This window comes from Streptomyces sp. NPDC050504, assembly GCF_044458065.1.
GTDB lineage: Bacteria > Actinomycetota > Actinomycetes > Streptomycetales > Streptomycetaceae > Streptomyces.
In genome coordinates this window covers 739,034-765,154 of the sequence record NZ_JBITHO010000002.1, presented here as the reverse complement: position 1 = coordinate 765,154, position 26,121 = coordinate 739,034, and the positions used below count along the sequence as shown (strand labels likewise).

Genomic DNA, 26,121 nt, shown 5'->3' with positions numbered 1-26,121 from the left:
CCTCACTGCGCCTGGAACACCAGCAGCGCCAGGTCGTCCTCGGGCGGCGTCACGGCGAACTCGTACACGGCCCGCTTGATGCGCTCCGCCGTCCCCTGCGCCGTCATCCCGGCGCACTGCGCGAACACCGCGGCGAGCCCGTCCGCGTCGTCGAACAGCGGCGCCCCCTGCCGCGCGGCCGAGCGCCGCTCGGTGACCCCGTCCGTCACGCACAGCAGCGTGTCGCCGGGCGCGAGGTCGAAGGTCTGGCAGCCGTACCCGACGTCCTCGACCACGCCGAGCAGCACCTGCGGCACGACGGGCACCACCACCGTCCCGTCGGGGCGCAGCAGCAGCGGCAGGGGGTGTCCGGCGCTCGCCAGGGTGCAGCGCACGCCTCCGTCGGGCAGCGGTGTCACCTCGCCGTACAGGAGGGAGAGGAACCGGGGCTGGGCGTCGTCCCGCTCGGCGGGCGCCCCGCCGTCGGCCGCGCCCGCCGCCACGACCAGTGCGGCGGCCCGGTCGGCGGCCTGGACGGCGTCGTCGAGGAGGAGTTCGTTGAGCCGGTCGAGCACCCCGCCGACGCCGTGCCCGTCGCGGGCCAGCAGCCGCGTCCAGGGCCGTACGAGACCGGTGACGACGGCGGCCTCGGGGCCGCTGCCCTGCACGTCGCCGAGCGCGAAGCACCAGCGGTCGCCCTGGCCCGGCTGGAAGATGTCGTAGAAGTCGCCGCCCGCGACGCCGTCGCCGCTCGGCTCGTACACCAGCGCGCTGGCCAGGCCGGGGATCTCGGCGACCTGGGTGGGCAGCAGGGCGCGCTGGAGGACCCGGCTGATCGTGGCCTGCCGGGTGTAGCGGCGGGCCGCGCCGACCGCGAGGGCGATCCGGCGCGCCAGGTCCTCGATGAGCGCGGTCACCTCGTCCGGGATCCGCTGCATGCCCTGCCGTCCGAGCAGCAGGGTGCCCAGCGCCCGGCCGCCGGTGGTCAAGCGGTACGCGAGGGCGGTGCCGTCCCCGGCTCCCGGCTCGCCCGCGCCGGGCCACATGAGGGGGAAGGGGCCGCCCCTGAGCGTGTCGGGAAGGCGGGGCGGTTCCTTCTCCAAGAGGGTGCGCAGGTGTTCGATGCGGGACTCGTCGGCGTGCCACACCCTCGCGAGCCGGGTCGCTCCGGCGCCGCCCTCCCCCTCCAGCCAGACGGCGCACCAGTCGGCGAGGCGGGGCACGAGCAGCTGTCCGGCGAGCGCGGCGACCATGTCCTCGTCGAGCTGGCCCGCGAGCAGGTCGGACGCCTCGGCGAGGAAGGAGAGGGCGCCCCGGTTGATCCAGTCCCGGTCGCCCCGGCCGTCGCGGTCCTCCCGCACGGCCCGCAGGGGCGCCGGGGAGAGGATCTCGGCGGCGCGCAGCCCGCGTTGGAGCGCGGGCCGCAGTCCGGGGGTCGGGCGGGGGTCCCAGCTGTCGAGGGGGAGTCTGGCCCAGACGGTCTTGAGTCCGGTGCGGTAGGTGATGCCCCAGCATTCGGAGAGCGAGGCGACCAGTTGCAGCCCGCGGCCGAATTCGTGGGGCGCGGGGCAGGCCGCGTCGCCCGAGTGCGGTTCGCCGCTCACTGTGCGGGCAGGATGGTGGTCGGAGACTTCGAGCACCAGCGCCGCGGGTTCCGGGTCCACCGCGTCTTCGAGCCGGAAGACCAGCTCCACGGTGGTGCCCGCGTGCACGACGGCGTTGGTGACCAGCTCATTGACAATGATGACGGCGTCGTCGGCGTGCCGGTCGGTGAATCCCGCGGCCGCGGGCAGTCCGAGCCCGGTCCACTCGGCGAGCGCGGCCCTGACGAACCGTCTGCCGGCGCCGGGCGCGAGGCAGTTGCCGGGCAGACTGGTCCGGGCGACGGACCGCCGCGCGCCCCGGGAGGCGGGGAAGGGCAGTGCGCGCTGGGCGGTTTCCCGCTGCGGAGGAACGGACCCCACGTACGGCTCCTGAATGGCATCTCGCAGTTCTGGCAATGCGCCGCTGGCGACACCGACAGAGTGACAGACTGAGCGTGCCCATAAGCGCCGAGTTACTGAAGTGGGCGGAGATGAACAGAAACAGCACGACGCCGCCGTCCGACGCGGGGTGGATCCACGCCTCGGAGCTCCGTCCGCTGCTGGCCGTGATGACGGCCCTGCGGGACGGCGACTTCCGGGTGCGCCTGGAGGAGACCCACGAGGGGATGCCCGCGGAGCTCTTCTCGGTGTTCAACCAGATCGCCGTCCGCAACCAGCACTTCGCGGACGAGCTGACGCGCGTGCGGCGGGAGGTCGTCCGGCACGGCAGGCTGGACGACCGGCTGCTGGCGAGCCCGGGGCAGGGCTCCTGGACGTCCAGCGTGAACAACACGAACTCGCTGCTGGACGCCCTGGTGGTGCCCGCGGCGAACGCCACGCGCGTGCTGGACGCGGTGGCCGGCGGGGACCTCACCCAGCGGGTCGACCTGCACGACGGGAACCGCCAGCTCAGGGGCGATCTGCGGCGTCTGGGGCGGGCCGTCAACAAGATGGTCGACCAGCTGTCGCTCTTCACGGGCGAGGTGACCCAGGTCGCGCGCGAGGTCGGCACCGAGGGCCGGCTCGGCGGCCGGGCCAAGGTCCAGGGGCTCTCGGGCAGTTGGCGGGACGTGACGGAGGCGGTCAACGCCATGGCGTCGCGCTTGACGGCCCAGGTCAGGGACATCGCCGCGGTGACCACCGCGGTGGCGCGCGGCGACCTGACCCGTACGGTGACGGTGGAGGCGACCGGCGAGCTGCTGGAGCTGAAGCTCACCGTCAACACCATGGTCGACCAGCTCTCCGCCTTCGCCGACGAGGTCACCCGCGTCGCCCGCGAGGTCGGCACCGAGGGCCAGCTGGGCGGGCGTGCGCAGGTGCGCGGCGTGTCCGGGGTGTGGAAGAACCTGACCGACAACGTCAACTTCATGGCGTCCAACCTGACCAGTCAGGTCCGCAACATCGCCCAGGTGACCACCGCCGTGGCCAACGGCGACCTGTCGCAGAAGATCACGGTCGACGCGCAGGGCGAGATCCTGGAGCTGAAGTCGACCATCAACACCATGGTCGACCAGCTCTCCGCCTTCGCCGACGAGGTCACCCGCGTCGCCCGCGAGGTCGGCACCGAGGGCAACCTCGGCGGGCGCGCGCAGGTGCGCGGCGTGTCCGGCGTCTGGAAGGACCTGACCGAGAACGTCAACTTCATGGCGGACAACCTGACCAGTCAGGTCCGCAACATCGCGCTCGTCTCGACGGCCGTGGCCCAGGGCGACCTCGGCAAGAAGATCACGGTCGAGGCGAAGGGCGAGATCCTGGAGCTGAAGTCGACCATCAACACCATGGTCGACCAGCTCTCCGCCTTCGCCGACGAGGTCACCCGCGTCGCCCGCGAGGTCGGCACCGAGGGCAACCTCGGCGGTCAGGCACAGGTGCGCGGCGTGTCCGGCGTCTGGAAGGACCTGACCGACAACGTCAACTTCATGGCGTCCAACCTGACCAGTCAGGTCCGCAACATCGCCCAGGTGACCACCGCCGTGGCCAACGGCGACCTGTCGAAGAAGATCACGGTCGACGCGCGCGGCGAGATCCTGGAGCTGAAGGACACCGTCAACACGATGGTGGAGCAGCTGCGCGCCTTCGCCGACGAGGTGACCCGCGTGGCCCGCGAGGTCGGCACGGACGGCAGGCTCGGCGGCCGGGCGCAGGTGCTGGGCGTTTCCGGCGTCTGGAAGGACCTGACCGACAACGTCAACTACATGGCGGACAACCTCACTTCGCAGGTCCGCAACATCGCGCAGGTGGCGACGGCGGTCGCCGAGGGCGACCTGTCCAAGAAGATCGACGTGGACGCGCGCGGCGAGATCCTGGAGCTGAAGACCACCATCAACACCATGGTCGACACGCTCTCCTCGTTCTCCTCCGAGGTGACCCGCGTGGCCCGCGAGGTCGGTTCGGAGGGCCAGCTGGGCGGTCAGGCCCGCGTCGAGGGCGTGTACGGCACCTGGAAGCGCCTGACGACGAACGTGAACGAACTGGCGCTGAACCTGACCACCCAGGTCCGCGCGATCGCCGAAGTCGCCTCCGCGGTGGCGCAGGGCGACATGTCCCGCTCGATCACGGTCGAGACCAGGGGCGAGGTCTCGGAGCTGAAGGACAACATCAACCTGATGGTGTCCAACCTCCGCGAGACCACCCGCGCCAAGGACTGGCTGGAGTCCAACCTGGCCCGTCTGGCAGGCCTGATGCAGGGCCACCGCGACCTGATGGAGGTCGCGGACCTGATCCTGCGCGAGCTGACCCCGCTGGTGAACGCGCAGTACGGCGCGTTCTTCCTGGCCAACACCGACGACGACGGCACCCCGTCCCGCACCACTTCCACCACCAAGGGCCTGGCGTTCATCGCGGGGTACGGCTCCGCGCAGTCGGCGACCATCGACACCACCGGCATGCCGGGCCACGGCCTGGTCCGCCAGGCGGCGCTGGAGAAGAAGCGGATCCTGCTGGAGGAGGCGCCGCCGGACTACATCAAGATCAACTCCGGGCTCGGCGAGGCGTCGCCCGCCAGCGTCGTCATCATCCCGATCCTCTTCGAGGACAAGCTGCTCGGCGTGATCGAGCTGGCCTCGTTCTCCCGCTTCTCCGACGTCCACCTGGCGTTCTTCGACCAGTTCGTGAACACCATCGGCGTCGCCATCAACACGATCATCGCCAACTCCCGTACGGAGTCGCTGCTCGGCGAGTCCCAGCGGCTCGCCACCCAGCTCCAGGAGCGCTCCGACGAGCTCCAGCGCCAGCAGGCCGAGCTCCAGCGCTCCAACGCGGAGCTGGAGGAGAAGGCCGCGCTGCTCGCGACCAGCTCCCAGTACAAGTCGGAGTTCCTGGCGAACATGTCGCACGAGCTGCGCACGCCGCTGAACTCGCTGCTGATCCTCGCCAGGCTGCTCTCCGACAACCCCGACGACCACCTCTCCGACCAGGAGGTGCAGTTCGCCACCACCATCCACCGCTCGGGCTCCGACCTGCTCCAGCTGATCAACGACATCCTGGACCTGTCGAAGATCGAGGCGGGCCGGATGGACGTGCGGCCCAAGAAGCTGCCGCTCATCAAGCTGCTCGACTACGTCCACGCCACCTTCCGCCCGATCACCCTGGACCGGGGGCTCGCGTTCGAGGTGTCCGTGGGCGAGGACGTGCCGCGCGACATGTTCTCGGACGAGCAGCGCATCCAGCAGATCCTGCGCAACCTGCTGTCCAACGCGATCAAGTTCACCTCGTCGGGCCGCGTCGAACTGCGCGTCTCGCGCGCGGCGGACACCGAGGCCCAGCTGCTCAAGAGCACCGACGACCTGATCGCCTTCGCGGTCACCGACACCGGCATCGGCATCGCGGCCGAGAAGCTGCCGGTGATCTTCGAGGCGTTCCAGCAGGCGGACGGCACCACCAACCGCAAGTACGGCGGCACGGGCCTGGGCCTGTCCATCAGCCGGGAGATCGCCGGACTGCTCGGCGGCCGCATCGTCGCGACGAGCGAGCCGGGCAAGGGCTCCACGTTCACCTTCTACGTCCCCGCGGTCTACCCGGGGCACCTGGTGCCCGAGCCGGACCACGAGAACGAACTGACGCCGACCGGCGGCCAGTCGACCGTCCCCGAGCGGCGTCCGCACATCGAGCACCCCCTCCTGCCCGCCGAGCCGGGCGACGCCTGGCCGACCACGACCAAGCTCGACGAGTGGAAGTCGGGCCGGGCGGGCCAGGTGCTGCCGGGGCGCCGGGTGCTGATCGTGGACGACGACATCCGCAACGTCTTCGCGCTCACGCACGTCCTGGGGCGGGTCGGGATGCCGGTCCTGTACGCCGAGAACGGCCGGGAGGGAATCGAGACCCTGGAGCACAACCCCGACGTCGAACTCATCCTGATGGACATCATGATGCCGGAGATGGACGGGTACGAAACGATCCAAGCCATCCGCCGCCGACCGATGTGGGCCTCCCTGCCCATCGTCGCGCTCACCGCCAAGGCCATGCCGGGCGACCAGGAGAAGGCGATCGCACAGGGCGCCAACAAGTACGTACCGAAACCCGTCGACGTGGACCGCCTGCTGAGCGTCGTCTGCGCCCTCCTCGACCCCGAGGCGGAGACGACCGACATCGGGGAGACCGAGGTCGACGGCGTAGCGGTAGTCCCGGGACAGCCGAGCGGCGAGGAGCTGCCGGACGACGTCCCGCCCGTCACCACGTGAGGCAGACAACACGATGAGTACAGAGGCACCCGCCGCCGACCGGGCCAGCATCCTCCTCGTGGACGACATGGAAGACAACTTGATCGCCCTCGAAGCGGTCCTGGGGTCGCTCAACGAGCCGCTGGTCAGGGCGCGTTCGGGTGAGGAGGCGATGAAGGCGCTGCTGCGGCAGCCCTTCGCGCTGGTGCTCCTGGACGTGCGCATGCCCGGCATGGACGGGTTCGAGACCGCGTCCAACATCAAACGGCTCGACCAGACCAAGGACGTCCCGATCATCTTCCTGACCGGGACGGAGGCCGACAGCGGCTATGCGTTCCGGGGGTACGCCACCGGGGCCGCGGACTACCTCACCAAACCCTTCGACCCCTGGGTGCTGCGCGCCAAGGTGAACGTCTTCCTGGAGCTCCACCGCAAGAACAGGCAGCTGGAACGCCTGCTGGAACGGGAGCAGCGGCAGCTCGGCCAGATCGCGGAGCGGCTTTCGGCGATCGAGTCGAGCCTGGAGCGCGAAGGACCCGCCGACACGGCGGCGCTGCGGCAGCAGTTGGCGCAGGTGGAGGAGGTACTGGGCGACCTGCGCCGCGCTCGTGGATGACGGAGGGCCCGCCCCCGTCCCGCACTTCGGTACGGGACGGGGGCGGGCCCGTGTCGCGTCACGCCCCGCGGCGTGCCGGGGTCCTCACGCCGCGCGGGACCCCTCGTACATCTCCTCGATCAGGGCCTTGTACTCGCGCTCCACGACCGGGCGCTTCAGCTTCAGGCTCGGGGTCAGCTCGCCGTGCTCGATGTCGAGGTCGCGCGGCAGCAGCCGGAACTTCTTGATCGTCTGCCAGCGCTGCAGCCCCTCGTTGAGCTGCTTCACATAGCCCTCGACCAGCTGCTCGACCTCCTTGGACGCCACGATCTCGGCGTACGTCCCCTTGACGCCGTGCTCCTCGGCCCAGCCGAGGATGGTCGGCTCGTCGAGGGCGATCAGCGCGGTGCAGAAGTTCCGGTCGGCGCCGTGCACCAGGATGTTGGAGACGTACGGGCAGACCGCCTTGAACTGGCCCTCGACCTCGGCCGGGGCGATGTACTTGCCGCCGGACGTCTTGATCAGGTCCTTCTTGCGGTCGGTGATCCGCAGGTAGCCGTCGACCGACAGCTCGCCGATGTCGCCGGTGTGGAACCAGCCGTCGCTCTCCAGGACCTCGGCGGTCTTCTCCGGCAGCCCGTGGTAGCCCTCCATGATGCCGGGGCCGCGCAGCAGGATCTCGCCGTCGTCCGCGATCCGCACCTCGGTGCCGGGCAGCGGCTTGCCGACCGTGCCGGTGCGGTACGCCTCCCCCGGGTTCACGAAGCTCGCGGCGGAGGACTCGGTGAGCCCGTACCCCTCCAGGACGTGGATGCCGGCGCCCGCGAAGAAGTAGCCGATGTCGGGCGCGAGGGCGGCCGAGCCGGAGACGCAGGCCCGCAGCCGCCCGCCGAACGCCTCCCGGATCTTGGCGAAGACCAGGGCGTCGGCGACCTTGTGCTTGCTGCCGAGGCCGAAGGGCACCGACGCGGTGCCGGTGCGCCGGAAGTTGTCCTGGCTGACCTTGGCGTACTCGCGGGAGATCCCGGCCGCCCACTGGAAGATCTTGTACTTGGCGCCGCCGCCCGCCTTGGCCTTGGCCGCGACCCCGTTGTAGACCTTCTCGAAGATCCGGGGCACGGCCGCCATGTAGGTCGGCTGCACGACCGGCAGGTTCTCGATGATCTTGTCGACGCGGCCGTCCACCGCCGTGACGTGTCCGACCTCGATCTGCCCGGAGGTCAGCACCTTGCCGAAGACGTGGGCGAGCGGCAGCCACAGGTACTGCACGTCGTCCTTGGTGCACAGGCCGGTCGCGGCGATGGCCTTGGCCATGTACGACCAGTTGTCGTGCGGCAGCCGGACGCCCTTGGGGCGGCCCGTGGTCCCCGAGGTGTAGATGAGCGTCGCGAGCTGATCGGAAGTGATCGCCGAAATCCGGTCCGTGACCGCGTCGGGCTGCTTCTCCAGGAGCGCCGCGCCCCGCTCCTCCAGCTCGGCCAGCGTCAGCACCCAGCCCTCGGGGTCCGCGTCGTCCGGCTGTACGCCGCCGGGGTCGACGACCACGACGTGGCTCAGGCTCGGCAGCTCGGCCCGCCGCTCGCGCGCCTTGGCCAGCTGGACGGCGTCCTCGGCGATCAGCACCCGGCTCTCGGAGTCCGACAGGATGAACGCGGACTCCTCCGCGTTGGTCGACGGATAGACCGTGGTCGTCGCGGCGCCCGCGCACATCACCCCGAGGTCGGCCAGGATCCACTCGACCCGGGTCGAGGAGGCGAGCGCGACCCGCTGTTCGGGCGCCACGCCCAGCTGGATCAGGCCGGCCGCGATGGCGTTCACGCGCCGGGCGGCGTCCGCCCAGCTCAGCGACTTCCAGTCGTCGGGACCCGCACCCGAGGCGGAGGGCACCGGATAGCGGTACGCCTCCCCGTCCGGGGTGGCCGCCACGCGTTCCATGAAGAGGTTCGCCACGGAGGGCGGTCGGTTCTCGATCGGGTTCTGTGTGTCGCTCACGACGTCCTCCGGGCCTGCGGCTGTGCTCCACGGCTGGCTGTTGTTTAACTCACGAGTAACTATCGAGCCGTGATCAGAGTAGAGCGCGTGCGCCGCCCGCGTAAGGGGCTGAGGGCTCACCGCTTCATAACGAAGGACCCCTGCGTGCGCGGGGCGGGGGGCCGTTCCGTGCATATGCCATCCACCTGTGCGGGGTCCGGAACGCGCGATGCGCCCGTCCGGAGGGACGGGCGCATCCACGGGCCGTTCGCGGGGCGTCCGCAAAGCGGTCGCCGGACGGCGGAGAGCGGTCGCCGGGCGGCGGAACAGCGGTCGCCGGGCGGCGGAGGAGCGGCTACTTCTTCTTGCCGCCGCTCTCGTCGCTGGAGAGCACCGCGATGAAGGCTTCCTGCGGCACCTCGACGGAACCGACCATCTTCATGCGCTTCTTGCCCTCCTTCTGCTTCTCCAGGAGCTTGCGCTTGCGGGAGATGTCGCCGCCGTAGCACTTGGCGAGGACGTCCTTGCGGATGGCGCGGATCGTCTCGCGGGCGATGACCCGGGAGCCGATGGCGGCCTGGATGGGCACCTCGAACGCCTGCCGCGGGATGAGCTCGCGCAGCTTGGCCACCAGCCGCACGCCGTAGGCGTAGGCCGCGTCCTTGTGCGTGATGGCGGAGAAGGCGTCGACCTTGTCGCCGTGCAGCAGGATGTCGACCTTGACGAGGGAGGAGGTCTGCTCGCCCGTGGGCTCGTAGTCCAGCGAGGCGTAGCCGCGGGTCTTGGACTTCAGCTGGTCGAAGAAGTCGAAGACGATCTCCGCGAGGGGCAGCGTGTAGCGAATCTCCACGCGGTCCTCGGAGAGGTAGTCCATGCCGAGCAGCGTGCCGCGACGGGTCTGGCACAGCTCCATGATGGCGCCGATGAACTCGCTCGGGGCGAGGATCGTGGCGCGCACGACGGGCTCGTAGACGTCGCTGATCTTGCCTTCGGGGAACTCGCTCGGGTTGGTGACCGTGTGCTCGGCGCCGTCCTCCATGACCACGCGGTAGACCACGTTGGGGGCGGTGGCGATCAGGTCGAGTCCGAACTCGCGCTCCAGGCGCTCGCGGATCACGTCCAGGTGCAGCAGGCCGAGGAAGCCGACGCGGAAGCCGAAGCCGAGGGCCGCGGAGGTCTCCGGCTCGTACACCAGGGCGGCGTCGTTGAGCTGGAGCTTGTCGAGGGCGTCGCGCAGCTCGGGGTAGTCCGAGCCGTCCAGCGGATACAGACCGGAGAAGACCATCGGCTTCGGGTCCTTGTAGCCGCCGAGCGCCTCGGTCGCGCCCTTGTGCAGGCTGGTGATGGTGTCACCGACCTTGGACTGGCGGACGTCCTTCACACCGGTGATGAGGTAGCCGACCTCGCCGACGCCCAGGCCGTCGGACGGCGTCATCTCCGGGGAGGAGACGCCGATCTCCAGCAGCTCGTGGGTGGCGCCGGTCGACATCATCCTGATGCGCTCGCGCTTGTTGAGCTGGCCGTCGACGACCCTGACGTAGGTCACGACGCCGCGGTAGGAGTCGTAGACCGAGTCGAAGATCATCGCGCGGGCCGGGGCGTCCTTGACGCCGACCGGGGCCGGGACGTCGCGGACCACGCGGTCCAGCAGCGCGTCCACGCCGACGCCGGTCTTGGCGGAGACCTTCAGCACGTCCTCCGGCTGGCAGCCGATGAGGTTCGCCAGCTCCTCGGAGAACTTCTCCGGCTGGGCGGCGGGCAGGTCGATCTTGTTGAGCACCGGGACGATGGTGAGGTCGTTCTCCATCGCCAGGTAGAGGTTGGCGAGGGTCTGCGCCTCGATGCCCTGGGCCGCGTCGACCAGCAGGACCGTGCCCTCACAGGCCGCGAGGGAGCGCGAGACCTCGTAGGTGAAGTCGACGTGTCCCGGCGTGTCGATCATGTTGAGGATGTGGGTCTTCGACACGTCCGGGCCCTCGGTGGGCGCCCAGGGCAGCCGGACGGCCTGGGACTTGATCGTGATGCCGCGCTCGCGCTCGATGTCCATCCGGTCGAGGTACTGGGCGCGCATCTGCCGCTGCTCGACCACACCGGTCAGCTGGAGCATGCGGTCGGCGAGCGTCGACTTGCCGTGGTCGATGTGCGCGATGATGCAGAAGTTGCGGATCAGCGCCGGGTCGGTACGGCTCGGCTCGGGCACGTTGGTAGGGGTCGCGGGCACGCAGGGTCCTGATTCTTGAGACGCCGGGCGTCTCGTCTCGGGTCGTCATAGGAGCGATACGTAGGTTCCATGGTCCCATGCCCGGCGCCCGATGCTCGGTTTGGGCCGGTGAGAGGGCGACTGGTAACCTGGGCAGCTGTGTCTCGTGCCCTCTCAGTACGGGACGCACTCGTTGAATCATCAGCATCATCGAACCTGTAAAGGCTCTTTTCGTGGCGAACATCAAGTCCCAGATCAAGCGGAACAAGACCAACGAGAAGGCGCGCCTGCGCAACAAGGCCGTCAAGTCGTCGCTCAAGACCGCGATCCGCAAGGCCCGTGAGGCGACCGCCGCCGGTGACTTCGAGGCGGCGACCGTTGCCGTCCGCGCGGCCACCCGCAAGCTCGACAAGGCCGTCTCCAAGGGTGTCATCCACAAGAACGCCGCCGCCAACAAGAAGTCGGCGCTGGCCACCAAGGTTGCCGCTCTCAAGGGCTGAGCTCTTCTGATGTGACGCCGGGCGGGACCCAGCGGGCCCTCTCTTCCGCTCCCGACCGGCACCCCGGACCGCACACGACTGCGTTCGCCACGCGGGTGCGGCTCCAGAAGCTCTACGACGAGGCCCCGGACCGTCCTTCCCCAGGACGGACCGGGGCCTTCGTCGTACGCGCGTCGCGTCGCGGTACGCGAGGGGGGCGGGTACGCGAGGGGGCGGGGCGGGGCGGGAGACGCCGCGGGGCGCGGGGGCGCGGAGTCGCCGCCTGCGGGACGCGCGGGCACGGAGACGCCGCCTGCGGGACGCGCGGGCGCGGGGGACGCCGACTGCGGTGCGCGGGGGCTCGGGGACGCCGCCTGCGGGACGCGCGGGGCGCTCCGTCGCCGTCTACCGGCGCAGCCGGGCCGCTCGGGCGACCGCGACGACCGCCTTCTCCAGCGCGTACTCCGGATCGTCGCCGCCGCCCTTCACGCCCGCGTCCGCCTCCGCCACGGCCCGCAGGGCGAGGGACACCCCGTCCGGCGTCCAGCCCCGCATCTGCTGCCGCACCCGGTCGATCTTCCACGGCGGCATGCCCAGCTCGCGGGCGAGGTCGTTGGGACGGCCGCCGCGCGCCGACGACAGCTTGCCGATCGCGCGCACCGCCTGCGCGAGCGCGCTGGTGATCAGGACGGGAGCGACCCCGGTCGCCAGCGACCAGCGCAGCGCCTCCAGCGCCTCGGCCGCCCTGCCCTCCACCGCGCGGTCGGCGACCGTGAAGCTGGAGGCCTCCGCGCGGCCCGTGTAGTACCGCCCGACGACCGCCTCGTCGATCGTGCCCTCGATGTCGGCGACGAGCTGCGAGGCGGCGCTCGCCAGCTCGCGCAGGTCGCTGCCGATCGCGTCGACCAGCGCCTGGCACGCCTCGGGGGTGGCCGAACGGCCCAGCGTGCGGAACTCCCCCCGGACGAACGTCAGCCGCTCGGCGGGCTTGGTCGTCTTGGGACAGGCCACCTCGCGGGCGCCCGCCTTGCGGGCGGCGTCCAGGAGGCCCTTGCCCTTGGCCCCGCCCGCGTGCAGCAGGACCAGGGTGATCTCCTCGGCCGGCGACGCGAAGTACGCCTTGACGTCCTTGACCGAGTCCGCGGAGAGGTCGTGGGCGCCGCGCACGACGACGACCTTGCGCTCGGCGAAGAGCGAGGGGCTGGTCAGCTCGGCGAGGGTGCCCGGCTGGAGCTGGTCGGATGTCAGGTCCCGGACGTCCGTGTCGGCGTCGGCGGCGCGGGCCGCCGCGACCACCTGCTGCACCGCGCGGTCCAGGAGCAGGTCCTCCTGGCCCACGGCGAGCGTGACGGGGGCGAGCGGGTCGTCGGCTGTGTTCTTTCTGGTGGCCATCGTGGTTCAGGATCCCACGGGCCACCGACACTCCGCCCCGTACCGGAGAATGGCCTGGTGAGTGATGAGATTTCCGCCGCACGCCCGGTGCGGCACGTGCTGGTGCTGCCCGACAGGGACACGGCCGAAGAGGTGGCCGGGGAACTGGCCGACCGCTTCGGCGTGAGCGACGAGCCGCAGCTCGTACGGGACGCGCTGGCCGGTGAGGACGACGCCGAGGACGCGCAGTGGCTGGTCGTCGTGGAGGACCCGGGGGCGCGGCTGGACTCCGCGGCGCTGGACGAGTTCGCCGCGGAGTACGAGGGGTGGCTGGAGGCGCCGTAGCGGGGTGCCGCCGCGATCAGCCGCCGTCCGGTGCCGCCGTGGTGGTCAGCTGTCGCCGCCCTTGCGGATGATCTGGATGTCCATGTCGACCGTGATGCTGGAGCCGATGGCGGCGATGCCGCGCGCCAGCATGGTCTGCCAGGTGAGCGTGAAGTCCTCGCGGTGCAGCTCGGTGGTGGCGTGGCAGGCGACGCGGGTCTCGCCCTCCAGGCCGTTGCCGATGCCGAGGTACTGGGTGTCGAGGGTCACCGTACGGCTCACGCCGTGCAGGGTGAGCGCGCCCGTCACGGACCAGCGGCTGCCGCCCCGGTGCACGAAGCGGTCGCTGTAGAACTCCAGCGTCGGGTAGCGGCCGACGTCCAGGAAGTCGCCCGAGCGCAGGTGGTCGTCGCGCATCTGGACGGCGGTGTCGATGGACGCCGCGTCGATGACGACGTGCATCGCGGAGTCCTCCATGCGGTCGGCGATGCGCACGGCTCCCGCGAAGGTGTTGAACCGGCCCTTGATGCGCGCCAGCCCGATGTGGCGTGCGGTGAAGCCGATCTGGGAGTGCATCGGGTCGATCTCCCAGTCGCCCGGATCGGGGAGCTGCTGGAGCGGGGCGATCTGGAGGGTCACGTCACCGAGCCCCGAGTGCCCGCCCTCGCTGACCGTCGCGCTGCCGTGGAACGGCGTGAAGCCCTCGGCCGTCACCGCGAGGCGGTACTCACCGGCCGGGACGGTCGCGATGACCGCACCGAAGGGATCGGTCTCGCCGCTGACCACCTTGCGGCCCGCGCTGTCGGTCACCACGAACTCCGCCTGCTGGACCGGTTCGCTGACCGGGTCGAGCACCCGGCAGGTCAACGCCCCCGCGTTGGGCGGGACTGTGAGCCCTGCGAGGGGACCACCGCGTGGGGCTCCCGCCGCGCGATTTCCTAGCCAACGACCAAACATTCCTCACGCACCCCGCGCACTTCATGGGCTCAAGGGCCGCGCACGGCAGGACGTCGTTGTCGGAGAGGCGGCCCGCCGACGAAGAGGCATTCGATCACTGATGTGCCGTTCGAGGCAAACAGAGGTCTAGACATGACTTGGGGTGACGTGTTACCGGAGGTCCGAATTGACGTTTCCCGTTGCGTACGTCACATCCTGCGCCGCATTCGCACTCCTTCGTGATTCTTCCTGCGCTTTCGTACGCCTTCGAGGCACCCAGGACGACGGTTGCCGACCGGTCACGAAGGCTTCTTGGGCACGGCGTACGCGGTGGCGCCCCCGGTACCCACCGCGCCCGCCCCTTTCCCGGCTCCTCCCGCCGTGCGCGCGGCCACCGCGATCGTGCCGTGCCGGTCCGTGCGCAGCACCCGCGCCCCGGCCGCCCGCAGCGCGTCGACCGTACGGGGCGCCGGGTGCCCGTAGTCGTTGTCGCGGCCGCACGAGATCAGGGCCAGCCCGGGACCGGCCGCGCGCAGCAGGGCCGGGTCCTGGTACGCCGAGCCGTGGTGCGCGACCTTGAGCACGTCCACGCGGGGCAGGTCCGGATGGGCGCGGAGCAGCCCCCGCTGGGCCGGCGGCTCCAGGTCGCCCAGGAGCAGGAGCGTGAGGCCCGCGGTCCGCACCAAGAGCGTGACGCTGGCGTCGTTGGGGCCTTCCGGAAGCGCCGCGGTGCCGGTCGCACCGGTCGCCGCGGGCCACAGGACCCGCCAGCTCAGGCCCGCCACGCGGCGCGCCTCCCCCGACCGGGCCCGCAGCAGGGGGACGTGCGCCCCGGCGGCGGTGCGGCGCACGAACCCGGCCTGCTCCGGCGGGTCGTCGAAGCCCGTCGTCTGGATCGCGCCGACCGACCTGCCGCGCAGCACCCCGGGCAGGCCCCTGACGTGGTCGCCGTGGAAGTGCGTGAGCAGCAGGAGCGGCACGCGGGTGACGCCCAGCTCGCGCAGGCAGCGGTCGACCGGGCGCGGGTCGGGGCCCGCGTCCACGACGACCGCGGTGCCTTCGCCCGCCGCGAGCACCAGCGCGTCGCCCTGCCCCACGTCGCACATCGCGAACGCCCAGCCCGGTGGCGGCCAGCCGGTGAGCGTACGGGTCAGCGGGGCCGGCCGCAGCACCGCGAGGACCAGCAGCAGTGCGGCTGCCGCGCACACCCACGGGCGGCGCGGCAGCCGACGGGCGCAGAGCACGGCCGCCGCGGTCAGGGCGGCGAGCAGCAGGCCGCCGCGCCAGCTTCCCGGCCAGTCGACCGCCGCCCCCGGGAGCCCGGCCCCGGTGCGGGCCACGTCCGCGATCCACCCGGTCGGCCAGCCCGCCGCCGTGGCGAGCGCCCGCGCCACGGGCATCGCGAGCGGGGCCGTGGCCAGCGCGGCGAAGCCCAGGACCGTGGCGGGGGCGACCGCGAACTCGGCGAGGAGGTTGCACGGCACCGCCACCAGGCTGACCCGGGCCGCCAGCACGGCGACGACCGGGGCGCACACGGCTTGCGCGGCCGCCGCGGCCGCGAGGGCCTCGGCGATCCTGGGCGGCACCCGGCGGCGCCGGAGCGCGAGGCTCCAACGGGGCGCGAGGGTGAGCAGGGAGCCGGTGGCCAGGACGGAGAGCAGGAAGCCCGGACTGCGGGCGAGCCACGGGTCGTACAGCACGAGGAGAAGTACGGCGGCGGCCAGCGCCGGGACGAGGGAGCGGCGGCGCCCGGTGCCGATGGCCAGGAGCGCGATCGCTCCGCAGGCCGCGGCGCGCAGCACGCTCGGCTCGGGTCGGCAGACGATCACGAAGGCGAGGGTGAGCCCGCCGCCGATGAGCGCGGTCGCCCGAAGCGGGATGCCCAGGCGGGGCGCGAGGCCGCCGCGCTCCGAGCGGAGCGCCCTGCCGGGCGGCCCGACGAGCAGGACGAGCACGATCGTGAGGTTCGCCCCGGACACGGCCAGCAAGTGGAGCAGGTCGGTGGTCTCGAAGGCCTCGTACAGCTCGGGTGTGACTCTGCTCGTGTCCCCGACGACGAGTCCCGGCAGCAGGGACCTCGCGTCGGGCGCGAGCCCGTCGGTGGCCTCGCGAAGCCCGGCCCTCAGGCCGCCCGCGACGCGCTGGAGGGAGGTCGGGGGCGCGATGGTCCCGGGCGGTCCCGGGTCCGCCCTGAGTACGGCCGCGAGCCGGTCGCCGTCCTTGAGCGGCGGTACGAGGCGGCCGGTGACGCGGAGCCCGGTGGACGGCAGCAGGCGCGCCCAGGCCGCGTCGGCCCGGACGATCAGCAGAACGGGGTTACGGGTCGCGGTGGTCGCCCCTTGGAGGGTGGTCACGCGCGTCACCTCGCCGTTCAGCAGGAGCAACGGCGGCGCGCCGCGTGCGTCACCGGGCTTCGGCCTGGTCGGCCTGGGGTCGGAGGTCACCGTCAGCTCGACGGTGACCCGGGCGTGCTCCCGCGCGAGGCCCGGCAGGGGGCCGCGCCGTACGTCCGCACCGTGCAGCCCCGCGGTGGCCGCCCCCGCCGCGGCGCAGAGCAGCACGGCGGCCGCCGCGACCAGGTTGTTCCCCCGCCGCTCCCCACGCCCCGCCCCCGAACCGCCCACCGGCCCCGGACCGCTCCCCGAACCCGGACCGCCCGCCCCGCCGCCCCCACCCCACGTCGCGCGGCGACCCACCGCCCGCATCGCCCGGCGATGCACCGCCCACGTCCCCCGGCGGCCCACCGCCCACCCCGCTACGAGCGCCCCCGCAGCGGCCAGGCAGAGCGCCGCGCCGAGTGCCGCCCACTGCCCCGGCCGTCCCACCACCAGCGCAGCCGCGCCCCACGTGGCCAGCGCGGGCGGCACCAGGCGGAGGTCGGCGGGGGCTTCCCGCCCCGGTTCCGCCGCGTCCTGGCGGTGCCCCGCGCCGACGCGGACCGCTGCCGCACTCATGGCCGTACCAGCGGCTGAAGGTCGGCGAACCGCCGCGCACCGATCCCGTTGACCTCCCGCAGTTCCTCCACCGACCTGAATCCGCCGTGCTCCGTGCGGTACTCCACGATGTGCCGGGCGAGCACGGGGCCGACCCCGGGAAGCGTCTCCAACTGTTCCGGACTCGCCGAGTTGAGGCTCACCGGGCCCTCCGCGCCTCCGCCCCCGCCCACCGCACCGGCCCCCGGCGCACCGGGCGGCGCGGTCACGCCCACCAGCACCTGCTCGCCCTCCACCAGCACCCGCGCCCGGTTGAGTCCCGCCGTGTCCGCACCGGACCTGACCCCGCCCGCCGCGCGCAACGCGTCCTCCACCCGCGAGCCGGTCGGCAGCCGGTGGAGTCCCGGACGGCGCACCTTGCCCGACACGTCCACCACCACGCGCCGCCCCTCGGCCGGTGGTCCGGGCGCAGGCCCTGCGGACGGGCGTGGCGGCACCGGCTCCCGCCGCCCCGCCTCGACCACGTCGGGGACCCGCACGGGCTCGGGCCGCCCGGTGAGGAAGTACTGCGCGCCGACGACGGCGGCCGCGACGAGGAGTACCGCGAGGGCGGCGAGGGTCCTGGGCTCCAGCCCGCACCGCACCTGCACCCACCCGGGCAGCCGGTCCCGCACCGCCTCCCCGAACCGGACCCCGCGGCCCCCGGCCGCCCCGCCCCCGGCGCCCAGCGGCCGCTCGACCTCATCCCCCACCACCCCGGAGTCCGGCGCCACCCCGGAGTCCCCCACCACCACCGAGCCCGGCGCCACCCCGGAATCCCGCACAGCCCCTGAATCCGGCGGCGTCCCCGCGCCGGAACGCCGTCCGACTCCCGGCATCCTCACGCCGGTAGGCCCCCGCCCGGGACGACTCCCCCGCCCGCCCGCACCCCCACCACGCACGTCCGCGCCCGGAAGCACGTCCCCCGACGCGTCCGCGCCCAGCAACGCGTCCGCCCTGCGCCGGGCCGCCGCCGCTACCGCCGCCCGGTCCCGGTGGCCGCTCCCGCTACCGCCCCTGCGGCCGCCCCTGTGACTGCCCGCGCGCGGCAGCCGTCGCCGTCCCGGTCCGTGTCCCGCGCGACCGTCCGATGCCGTCGGCCGTCCGGGTCCGCTGCCCGCGCCGTGTGATCGATTCGTCATGTCTCAGCACGTTAGGCACCTCGCCGGAACCCCGCTGAGCGGCCTCGATTTCCGTGGAAAACCGACCAGTTGTGGATAACTCGGCCCCCCACAGGAGGGAAGGAACCCCCGAGCGCCCGCGTCCCCGTGCCCCCGCCCGAGCCCCCGCCCGACCGCCCGCCCGCCCGACCGACCGACCGACCACCCGACCAACTCGCCCGTGCCCCGCCCGTGCCCCCGCCGACGCACACCTCACCGAGCCGAAATCACGACCCCCAGCAACCCGGGCCCCGTATGCGCCCCGATCACCGCCCCGACCTCGCTCACATGGAGCTCCGCGACCCCCGGCACCCGCTCGCGCAGCCTCTCCGCGAGCGCCGACGCCCGCTCGGCGGCGGCCAGGTGGTGCACCGCGATGTCCACCCGCGCCGCGCCCGCCCGCTCGGCGACGAGCTCTTCGAGGCGGGCGATCGCCTTCGAAGCCGTACGCACCTTCTCCTTCATCTCGATGCGCCCGCCCTCCAGTTGGAGCAGCGGCTTCACCGCGAGCGCCGAGCCGAGGAGCGCCTGGGCCGCGCCGATGCGGCCGCCCCTGCGGAGGTAGTCCAGCGTGTCGACGTAGAAGTACGCGGCGGTTCCCGCCGCCCGCTTCTCGGCGGCGACCACCGCCTCGTCCAGGGTGCCGCCCGCCTCGGCGGTCTCGGCCGCCGCGAGGGCGCAGAAGCCCAGGGCCATCGCGACCATTCCGGTGTCGACCACCCGCACCGGCACCGGGGCGTCCCGGGCCGCGAGCAGCGCGGCGTCGTAGGTGCCGGAAAACTCTGCGGACAGGTGCAGCGAGACGATCCCGGTCGCCCCGGCAGCGGCGGCGGCCCGGTACGTCTCGGCGAAGACCTCGGGGCTCGGGCGCGAGGTGGTCACCGAGCGCCGCTTCTGCAGGGCCAGGGCCAGCGAGCGGGCCGAGATCTCGGTGCCCTCCTCCAGCGCCTCGTCGCCCAGGACGACGGTCAGCGGCACCGCGGTGATGCCGTGGCGCTCCATCGTCTGCGGCGGCAGGTAGGCCGTTGAATCGGTGACGATCGCGACATGGCGGGACATGAGCGGGAGGTTACCCGCAGCAGCCCTCCGACGGCAGCCCGGCCCCGGCCGACCCGGTCACGGCCGGCCCGGTCACCACGGAGCCACGACGGAGCCGCGGCGGTGCGACGGGGGCCCGGTGGGGAACCGGCGGGCCCGGACGGTTCAGTTGGTGGGCTCGGGCCTGGCCGACTTCTGCCAGGGGTACGTGGTCTGCCGCCAATCGGCACCGGCGATGGCCTGCGGACCCTCCGCGCCAGGCGCTGCACCGGGCGCCGCGCCGGGCGCCGCGCCGGGCGCCGCGCCGGGCGCCGTGCCGGGTGCGGCGGTGCCGGGCGCCGCCGCGCCGGAGGGCCGCGCCCCCGGGGCCGTACCCGCCGCGGCGTCCGGCTCGTCGGCCCAGTGCCGCAGGGCGCCCGCCTCGACGTCGATCTGCGCGGTCAGGTTCTCCAGGTCGTCGTTCGCGAACTGCTGTGCGCGGTCCCGCGCCGCCCACCGCAGCGACTCCGCGGAGTGCGTGATCCGCTGCGTGCGCTCCTTCAGCTCGGGCAGGCGCGCGGCGACGGTGGACTTGTCGGGCTCGCGCTCCAGCCGCTTCAGCTCGTCGTCCAGCTCGTGCCCGTGCACGCTCAGCCGCTTGAAGAGGTCCATCGACTCCGTCAGCGACGCGTCCTCCGCGACCCCGGCGTTCAGCGCGTCCTGGGTGGCCCGCATCGACGTGCGCAGCGAGAGGCGCAGCTGGGCCAGCTCGCCCGCGACCCCGACCTGTCCGATGCTCTTGGCGCGCAGCGTGGTGTCCTCGACGGTGCGCCGCGCCTGGGTGATCGTGCGGTCGACGCCGCGCTTGGCCGCGCCCACGGCCTTCACCGTCGCGTACACCCCCAACGCGACGGCGGCGATGAAGAGCAGCGCAAAGATCGCGATGACGGCTTCCATGTGCGCTCCTCGAACTCGGTGACGGGGATCCCCTCCCACCGTAAACGGAACGGGCAGGCCGAGGGTTCCAACGGAACCCCCAACCTGCCCGTAAGGGAAACCCCTTACCCCGCCCTACGCCGCCGTACGGCCGTTACGCGGGAACGATGTTCACCAGCTTCGGCGCCCGCACGATCACCTTGCGGATGCCCGCCCCGCCCAGCGCCGCGACCACCGCGGGGTCGGCCAGCGCCAGCGCCTCCAGCTCCGCTTCGGCGATGGCGGGCGGGACCTCCAGGCGGGCCTTGACCTTGCCCTTGACCTGCACGACGCACGTCACGGTCTCGTCCACGACGTACGCCGGGTCGGCGACCGGGAAGTCCTGGTGGACGACCGAGTCGGTGTGGCCCAGCTTGCGCCACAGCTCCTCGGCGACGTGCGGGGCCAGCGGCGCGATCAGCAGCACCAGCCGCTCGGCGACGGTCCGCGGGACGGGCCCGTCGGCCTTGGTCAGGAAGTTGTTCAGCTCGGTCAGCTTGGCGATGGCGGTGTTGAACCGCAGCCCCGCCATGTCGCCGCCGACCCCGTCGATCGCCTTGTGCAGCGCGCGCAGCGTGTCCTCGTCGGGCTCGGCATCGGTCACGACGGCCTCGCCGGTCGCCTCGTCGACGACGTTGCGCCACAGCCGCTGCAGCAGCCGGTACTGGCCGACCACCGCGCGCGTGTCCCAGGGCCGGGAGACGTCCAGGGGGCCCATCGCCATCTCGTACAGGCGCAGCGTGTCCGCGCCGTACTCGGCGGCGATCGTCTCCGGGCTGACGGAGTTCTTCAGGGACTTGCCCATCTTGCCCAGGACCCGGCTGACCTTCTCGCCCTGGTACCAGAAGCCGCCGTCGCGCTCCTCGATCTCGTCGGCGGGGACGGCGATGCCGCGCGCGTCGCGGTAGACGAACGCCTGGATCATGCCCTGGTTGTACAGCTTGTGGAACGGCTCGGAGGACGAGACGTGGCCCAGGTCGAACAGCACCTTGGACCAGAAGCGGGCGTACAGCAGGTGCAGTACGGCGTGCTCCTGGCCGCCCACGTACAGGTCGACGCCGCCGTGCGGCATGCCCTCGCGCGGGCCCATCCAGTACTGCTCGACCTCGGGGTCGACCAGCTTCTCGCTGTTGTGCGGGTCCAGGTAGCGCAGCTCGTACCAGCAGGAACCGGCCCAGTTGGGCATGGTGTTGGTCTCGCGGCGGTACCTGCGCACGCCTGAGCCGTCGCCCAGGTCCAGCTCGACGTTGACCCACTCCTCGTTGCGGGACAGCGGGGTCTCCGGCTGGGCGGTCGCGTCGTCCGGGTCGAAGGTGCGCGGCGTGTAGTCGTCGACCTCCGGCAGCTCCAGCGGCAGCATCGACTCGGGCAGCGGGTGGGCGACGCCGTCCTCGTCGTAGACGATCGGGAAGGGCTCGCCCCAGTAGCGCTGGCGGCTGAACAGCCAGTCGCGCAGCCGGAAGTTGACGGTGCCCTCGCCGATGCCGCGCCCGGTCAGCCAGGCGGTGATGCGGCCCTTGGCCTCGACGACGCCCAGGCCGTCCAGCGCGATGCCCTCGCCGGACGAGTTGACGATCTTCGCGTCGTACGAGTCGAAGGCGTCGTCCCAGGCGGCCGGGTCGGTGCCGCGGTCGTCGGCGGGCTCCACGACGCAGCGCATCGGCAGCTCGAAGGCGCGCGCGAACGCGAAGTCGCGGGTGTCGTGCGCCGGGACGGCCATGATCGCGCCGGTGCCGTAGCCCATCAGCACGTAGTCGGCGATGAAGACGGGGACGCTCTCGCCGTTGACCGGGTTGGTGGCGTACGCGCCGGTGAAGACGCCGGTCTTGTCCTTGGCGTCGGCCTGGCGCTCGACGTCGGACTTGGCCTCGGCCTGCTTGCGGTACGCGTCGACGGCCTCGGCCGGGCTGGCGTGGCCGCCGGTCCACACGTCGTGGGTGCCCTCGGGCCAGGCGGCCGGGACGATCTTCCCGACCAGCTCGTGCTCGGGGGCCAGCACCATGTAGGTGGCGCCGAACAGCGTGTCGGGGCGGGTGGTGAAGACGGTGATCGCACCGGCGTCGCCGACCTGGAAGTCGACGCGCGCGCCCTCGCTGCGGCCGATCCAGTTGCGCTGCTGCAGCTTGATCGCCTCGGGCCAGTCCAGGCCGTCCAGGTCGTCGATCAGCCGGTCCGCGTAGGCGGTGATGCGCATGTTCCACTGGCGCAGCTTGGCCTTGAAGACCGGGAAGTTGCCGCGCTCGGAACGGCCGTCGGCGGTGACCTCCTCGTTGGCCAGCACGGTGCCCAGGCCCGGCGCCCAGTTGACCGGTGCGTCCGACGCGTAGGCCAGGCGGTACTCGCTCAGCAGGTCCGAGCGCTCGACGGCGCTCAGCGCGCTCCACGCACGGCCGCCGGGGACCTCCCGCTCGCCGCTCTCGAACTGTGCGACCAGCTCACCGATCGGCCGGGCCTTCTTCGCCTCGGCGTCGTACCAGGAGTTGAAGATCTGCAGGAAGATCCACTGGGTCCACTTGTAGTACTCGGGCTCGATCGTCGCGAACGACCTGCGCTTGTCGTGGCCCAGGCCCAGGCGCCGCAGCTGGGCCTTCATGTTGTCCATCGCGGCCTTGGTGGACACGCTCGGGTGCTCGCCGGTCGCGATCGAGTGCTGCTCGGCGGGCAGGCCGAAGGCGTCGAAGCCCAGCGTGTGCAGGACGTTGTGGCCGGTCATGCGCTGGTGGCGGGCGTAGACGTCGGTGGCGATGTAGCCCAGCGGGTGGCCGACGTGCAGGCCCGAGCCGGAGGGGTACGGGAACATGTCCATGATGAACTTCTTGGGCCTGGCGACCAGCTCCGGGTCCCCGGCCAGTTCACCGTCGCCCGGGTTGGGCGCCGCGTAGGTGCCGTTCGCGTCCCAGAAGTCCTGCCAGCGTGCCTCGATGTCGGCGGCCGTCGCCGCCGTGTAGCGGTGCGGCGCAGCGTCCTCGGCGGTGGCTGCGGGATTCGTCTCGCTCATGATTCTCAAAGCTCCATCGATCGTCTCTGCCTACGGGCCTGCGGGCCAAATGAAAAATCCCCTCGCACAGGAGGGGACGCCGCGCCGATTCCGACCAGGCATTCTCACCGGTCGGGACTGATCAGCGCGGCTCGCTAAGCAGAAGGCGTACGGCACGCATGGCGTCAGGGTACAGCAGGCGTTCCTACGGGTGCGGCGGGAGGCGGGCGGGCGAGGCTACCCCAACCGCCGCCTTCTGTCGGGACAACCGGGCAAACCTCCTACCGCGCGGTATGCCGTGCCCTAGCGTGCCGCGCGAATGGACCGTGCCCCACTCCCCGCATTCCGCAGGAACTCCCCATGCACTTACCCGGCGCCCTGTCCGCCGCCCTCGACTTCACGGCCGGCGTCCTCGCCCTGGTCTGCCTCACCGCCTCGGTCGTCTGGGGGCTGCTCGCCACCGACCGGCTGCTGCTCTCCAGCCGCCAGCGCCTCGTCGCGCAGGCCGTGCACCGGGCCGCCGCGACGGCCTCGCTCGGCTTCCTGCTGCTGCACGCGGCGGTGAAGATCGCCCTCGACCACGTCTCGCCGCTCGGCGCGCTCGTCCCGTTCGGCCTCGGGTTCGACGGTACGCGGGGGCTGATCGGCCTCGGCTCGCTGGCCGCCCTGCTGATGTTCGGCACGGCGGCGACGGGCGCCCTGCGCGGCGCCTTCACGGCCTCAGGGCGGGGCCAGGCACCCGGGAGGGCCCCGGGGCGCCTCGCCGCCCACTGGCGGTCGCTGCACGCCCTGGCGTACCCGGCGTGGTGCGCGGCGCTGCTGCACGGCCTGTACGCGGGCCGCCCCGCCGCCCCCTGGGTGGTCGCCCTGTACGGCCTGGCCCTGTGCACGGTCGTCGGGGCCCTGTCCCTGCGCCTGCTGCCGCCCCCGGCGAAGGAGCGCGTCAGGGCGTACGTACGGAAGCACGTCAACACCCGGTTGACGCCACTCGGGGCGCCGCCGCCGGGAACCGCGCCACCCTCCGCATCGGTGACGCCGCCCTGTACGCGCCCGCCCCTGCCGCGGAACGGAGCCGCGCCCCTCCCTCCGAACCCCACGCCCCTCCCCGGGAACCCCGCCTTCCCGGGAGACCCCTCCTCCCCCGGAGACCGCCCGTGAGCACCCCCCTTCCCGACGTTCCCGAGGTCACCGTCGTCGGCGTCCCCCGCCTCACCGCGGGCTTCGACCTCGCCGCACGGCTCGACCTGCCGACGCACCTCGCGGTGCACGGCCCCCTTCCGCCGCTGTCCTGCGATCCGCTCGCCCGCCTGGCGGACGGGATCGCGCTGCACGGGCGGGGCGGCGCCGGGTTCCCGTTCGCCCGCAAGCTGCGCGCGGTCGCCGACGCGTCGGCGCGCCGCGGGGTGCGCCCGGTCGTCGTCGTCAACGGCAGCGAGGGCGAGCCCGCCTGCCGCAAGGACTCCGTGCTGCTCAACCGCGCCCCGCACCTCGTCCTGGACGGCGCCCTGCTCGCCGCGACCGCCCTGGGCGCCCGGACGCTGGTGGTCGCCGTCACCCGGGACTCCACCGAGCGCTCGGTGCGCACCGCCCTCGCCGAGCGCGGCCTGGAGGACCGGCGCGGTTCCGTGCCGCGCGCGCGGCTGGTCCGCACCCCCGAGCGCATGGTCTCGGGAGAGGCGTCCGCGGTGATCAGGGCGGCCGAGGGTGGCCCCGCCCTGCCGCCGGGCCGCCGCACGAGGGCGGCGGAGTCGGGGATGGGCGGCGCGCCCACCCTGCTGTCCAACACCGAGACGTTCGCACAGCTCGCCGTCGCCGCACGGCTGGGCGTGGACCGTTACGGACAGTGCGGCGCTCCCGAGGAGCCGGGCACCGTCCTGCTGACGCTCTCCGGTGCGGTCGCCCGCCCCCTGGTCGTCGAGGTGCCAAGCGGGGTACCGCTGCGGCACGTCCTGCGCGGCGCGGGGGCGCCGCCCATGGCGCCGTCCGTGCTGACGGGCGGGTACCACGGCAGTTGGATCGACGGGGCCGCCGTCGACGGGGCCTGTGTCTCGCGCGCCTCCCTGGCCGCGGCGGGCGGTGCGCTGGGGGCGGGTGCCGTGCTGCCGCTGGGGCCCGGCACCTGTCCGCTCGGCGAGGCGCTGCGGGTGGCGCGCTGGCTGGCGGGCGAGACCACGGGGCAGTGCGGCCCGTGCAGGCTCGGTCTCCCGGCGGCGGCTGCCGGACTCGCCGCCGTGCTGGAGGGCGGCGGTCCCACGGCCCTGGAGGCGCTCCGCGAGGTGACGGGGGCGGTCGGCGGGCGGGGGGCGTGCAAGCACCCGGACGGTTCGGTGCGGTTCCTGGCATCGGCGCTCGCCGTCTTCGCCGACGACCTCGCCGCGCACGTCACGGGCGGCGGCTGCGGCCGCCCCACGGCGGGCGTGCTGCCCCTGCCCGGCGCGGAACTCCCGGACGGGCGGGATCGGGCGCCGAGCGGTGAGGCGCTGGCCGTCGACTGGACGCTCTGCCAGGGGCACGGCCTGTGCGCGGACCTCGCCCCCGAGCTGATCACGATGGGCGCGGACGGCTATCCGAAGCTCTCCGGTCCGTCCGTGCCCGTGCACCTGCGAAGCCGTGCGCAGCGGGCGGTGCGCCGCTGTCCGGCGCTGGCGCTCCGCATCGAACAGGCACCGGCGGCGCACACGGAAAAGCGGGCCATCCGATCCGGATGACCCGCTTCTCGATCACTGTGGAGCTAAGGAGAATTGAACTCCTGACCTCCTGCATGCCATGCAGGCGCTCTACCAACTGAGCTATAGCCCCGCGTCGTTTCCGGCGTTTCCCCCGGCGACGTCGACAACATTAACGGGTCACCGGGCCGCTGACCAAATCGATTGCCGACCCGGCCCTCCCACGGGTCTCCCGCGCCCCTCCCACGGGTCTCCCGC

At 72.7% G+C, this 26,121-nt stretch carries 16 protein-coding genes and 1 tRNA gene; 6 read left to right on the top strand and 11 right to left on the bottom strand.

Annotated features, from left to right (window positions below):
• Positions 1–2: 2 nt before the first annotated feature.
• Positions 3–1,943 (bottom strand): SpoIIE family protein phosphatase, encoded by a 1,941-nt coding sequence (locus ACIBNE_RS09205; protein WP_399270829.1) that lies wholly within the window; start codon positions 1,941–1,943, stop codon positions 3–5.
• 188 nt (positions 1,944–2,131) lie between these two features.
• Between ACIBNE_RS09205 and ACIBNE_RS09200 the strand changes: the two genes are divergently transcribed.
• Together ACIBNE_RS09200 and ACIBNE_RS09195 are read left to right on the top strand one after the other, a co-directional pair.
• Entirely contained in the window at positions 2,132–6,241 is a 4,110-nt protein-coding gene (locus tag ACIBNE_RS09200; protein ID WP_399271274.1) for a HAMP domain-containing protein, read from the top strand.
• A gap of 13 nt (positions 6,242–6,254) precedes the next feature.
• On the top strand, positions 6,255–6,836 hold the full coding sequence (locus ACIBNE_RS09195; RefSeq protein ID WP_399270828.1) for a two-component system response regulator: 582 nt from the start codon (positions 6,255–6,257) through the stop codon (positions 6,834–6,836).
• 84 nt (positions 6,837–6,920) lie between these two features.
• On the opposite strand, the gene ACIBNE_RS09190 is transcribed toward ACIBNE_RS09195, so the two are convergent.
• Together ACIBNE_RS09190 and lepA are read right to left on the bottom strand one after the other, a co-directional pair.
• Positions 6,921–8,807 carry an AMP-dependent synthetase/ligase gene (locus ACIBNE_RS09190; RefSeq protein WP_399270827.1) on the bottom strand — a complete coding sequence of 629 codons (1,887 nt, stop codon included), beginning with the start codon at positions 8,805–8,807 and terminating at the stop codon, positions 6,921–6,923.
• 334 nt (positions 8,808–9,141) lie between these two features.
• Positions 9,142–11,007: a translation elongation factor 4 gene (gene lepA / locus ACIBNE_RS09185; RefSeq protein ID WP_399270826.1), complete on the bottom strand. Its 1,866-nt coding sequence runs from the start codon at positions 11,005–11,007 to the stop codon at positions 9,142–9,144.
• Positions 11,008–11,219: 212 nt separating this feature from the next.
• Between lepA and rpsT the strand changes: the two genes are divergently transcribed.
• Positions 11,220–11,486: a 30S ribosomal protein S20 gene (gene rpsT, locus ACIBNE_RS09180; protein ID WP_399270825.1), complete on the top strand. Its 267-nt coding sequence runs from the start codon at positions 11,220–11,222 to the stop codon at positions 11,484–11,486.
• Between the two features lie 384 nt (positions 11,487–11,870).
• Here rpsT and holA read toward each other — a convergent pair whose 3' ends face one another.
• Positions 11,871–12,857 (bottom strand): DNA polymerase III subunit delta, encoded by a 987-nt coding sequence (gene holA / locus ACIBNE_RS09175; RefSeq protein ID WP_399270824.1) that lies wholly within the window; start codon positions 12,855–12,857, stop codon positions 11,871–11,873.
• 96 nt (positions 12,858–12,953) lie between these two features.
• Here holA and ACIBNE_RS09170 point away from each other — a divergent pair, with 96 nt between their 5' ends.
• Positions 12,954–13,181: a hypothetical protein gene (locus ACIBNE_RS09170; RefSeq protein WP_399271273.1), complete on the top strand. Its 228-nt coding sequence runs from the start codon at positions 12,954–12,956 to the stop codon at positions 13,179–13,181.
• A 45-nt stretch (positions 13,182–13,226) separates the two neighbouring features.
• On the opposite strand, the gene ACIBNE_RS09165 is transcribed toward ACIBNE_RS09170, so the two are convergent.
• From ACIBNE_RS09165 to leuS, 6 genes are all read right to left on the bottom strand, one after another.
• Positions 13,227–14,117, bottom strand: a complete 891-nt coding sequence (locus ACIBNE_RS09165) for a YceI family protein (RefSeq protein WP_399270823.1) — start codon at positions 14,115–14,117, stop codon at positions 13,227–13,229.
• Between the two features lie 278 nt (positions 14,118–14,395).
• Entirely contained in the window at positions 14,396–17,050 is a 2,655-nt protein-coding gene (locus tag ACIBNE_RS09160) for a ComEC/Rec2 family competence protein (protein ID WP_399270822.1), read from the bottom strand.
• On the bottom strand, positions 17,047–17,853 hold the full coding sequence (locus ACIBNE_RS09155) for a helix-hairpin-helix domain-containing protein (protein WP_399270821.1): 807 nt from the start codon (positions 17,851–17,853) through the stop codon (positions 17,047–17,049). The genes ACIBNE_RS09160 and ACIBNE_RS09155 overlap by 4 nt, the downstream gene beginning before the upstream one ends.
• A gap of 588 nt (positions 17,854–18,441) precedes the next feature.
• The gene (locus ACIBNE_RS09150; RefSeq protein ID WP_399270820.1) at positions 18,442–19,287 is read right to left on the bottom strand and encodes a DegV family protein; all 846 of its coding nucleotides are present in this window, start codon (positions 19,285–19,287) and stop codon (positions 18,442–18,444) included.
• 144 nt (positions 19,288–19,431) lie between these two features.
• Positions 19,432–20,202, bottom strand: coding sequence for a hypothetical protein (locus ACIBNE_RS09145; RefSeq protein WP_399270819.1), 771 nt, complete (start codon positions 20,200–20,202; stop codon positions 19,432–19,434).
• Between the two features lie 133 nt (positions 20,203–20,335).
• Positions 20,336–23,218: a leucine--tRNA ligase gene (gene leuS, locus ACIBNE_RS09140; RefSeq protein WP_399270818.1), complete on the bottom strand. Its 2,883-nt coding sequence runs from the start codon at positions 23,216–23,218 to the stop codon at positions 20,336–20,338.
• 339 nt (positions 23,219–23,557) lie between these two features.
• Between leuS and ACIBNE_RS09135 the strand changes: the two genes are divergently transcribed.
• Together ACIBNE_RS09135 and ACIBNE_RS09130 are read left to right on the top strand one after the other, a co-directional pair.
• The gene (locus ACIBNE_RS09135; protein ID WP_399270817.1) at positions 23,558–24,355 is read left to right on the top strand and encodes a hypothetical protein; all 798 of its coding nucleotides are present in this window, start codon (positions 23,558–23,560) and stop codon (positions 24,353–24,355) included.
• The gene (locus ACIBNE_RS09130) at positions 24,352–25,905 is read left to right on the top strand and encodes a ferredoxin (protein ID WP_399270816.1); all 1,554 of its coding nucleotides are present in this window, start codon (positions 24,352–24,354) and stop codon (positions 25,903–25,905) included. Before ACIBNE_RS09135 ends, ACIBNE_RS09130 begins: the two co-directional genes overlap by 4 nt.
• Positions 25,906–25,923: 18 nt before the next feature.
• On the opposite strand, the gene ACIBNE_RS09125 is transcribed toward ACIBNE_RS09130, so the two are convergent.
• Positions 25,924–25,996, bottom strand: a tRNA-Ala gene (locus ACIBNE_RS09125).
• Positions 25,997–26,121: the final 125 nt, after the last annotated feature.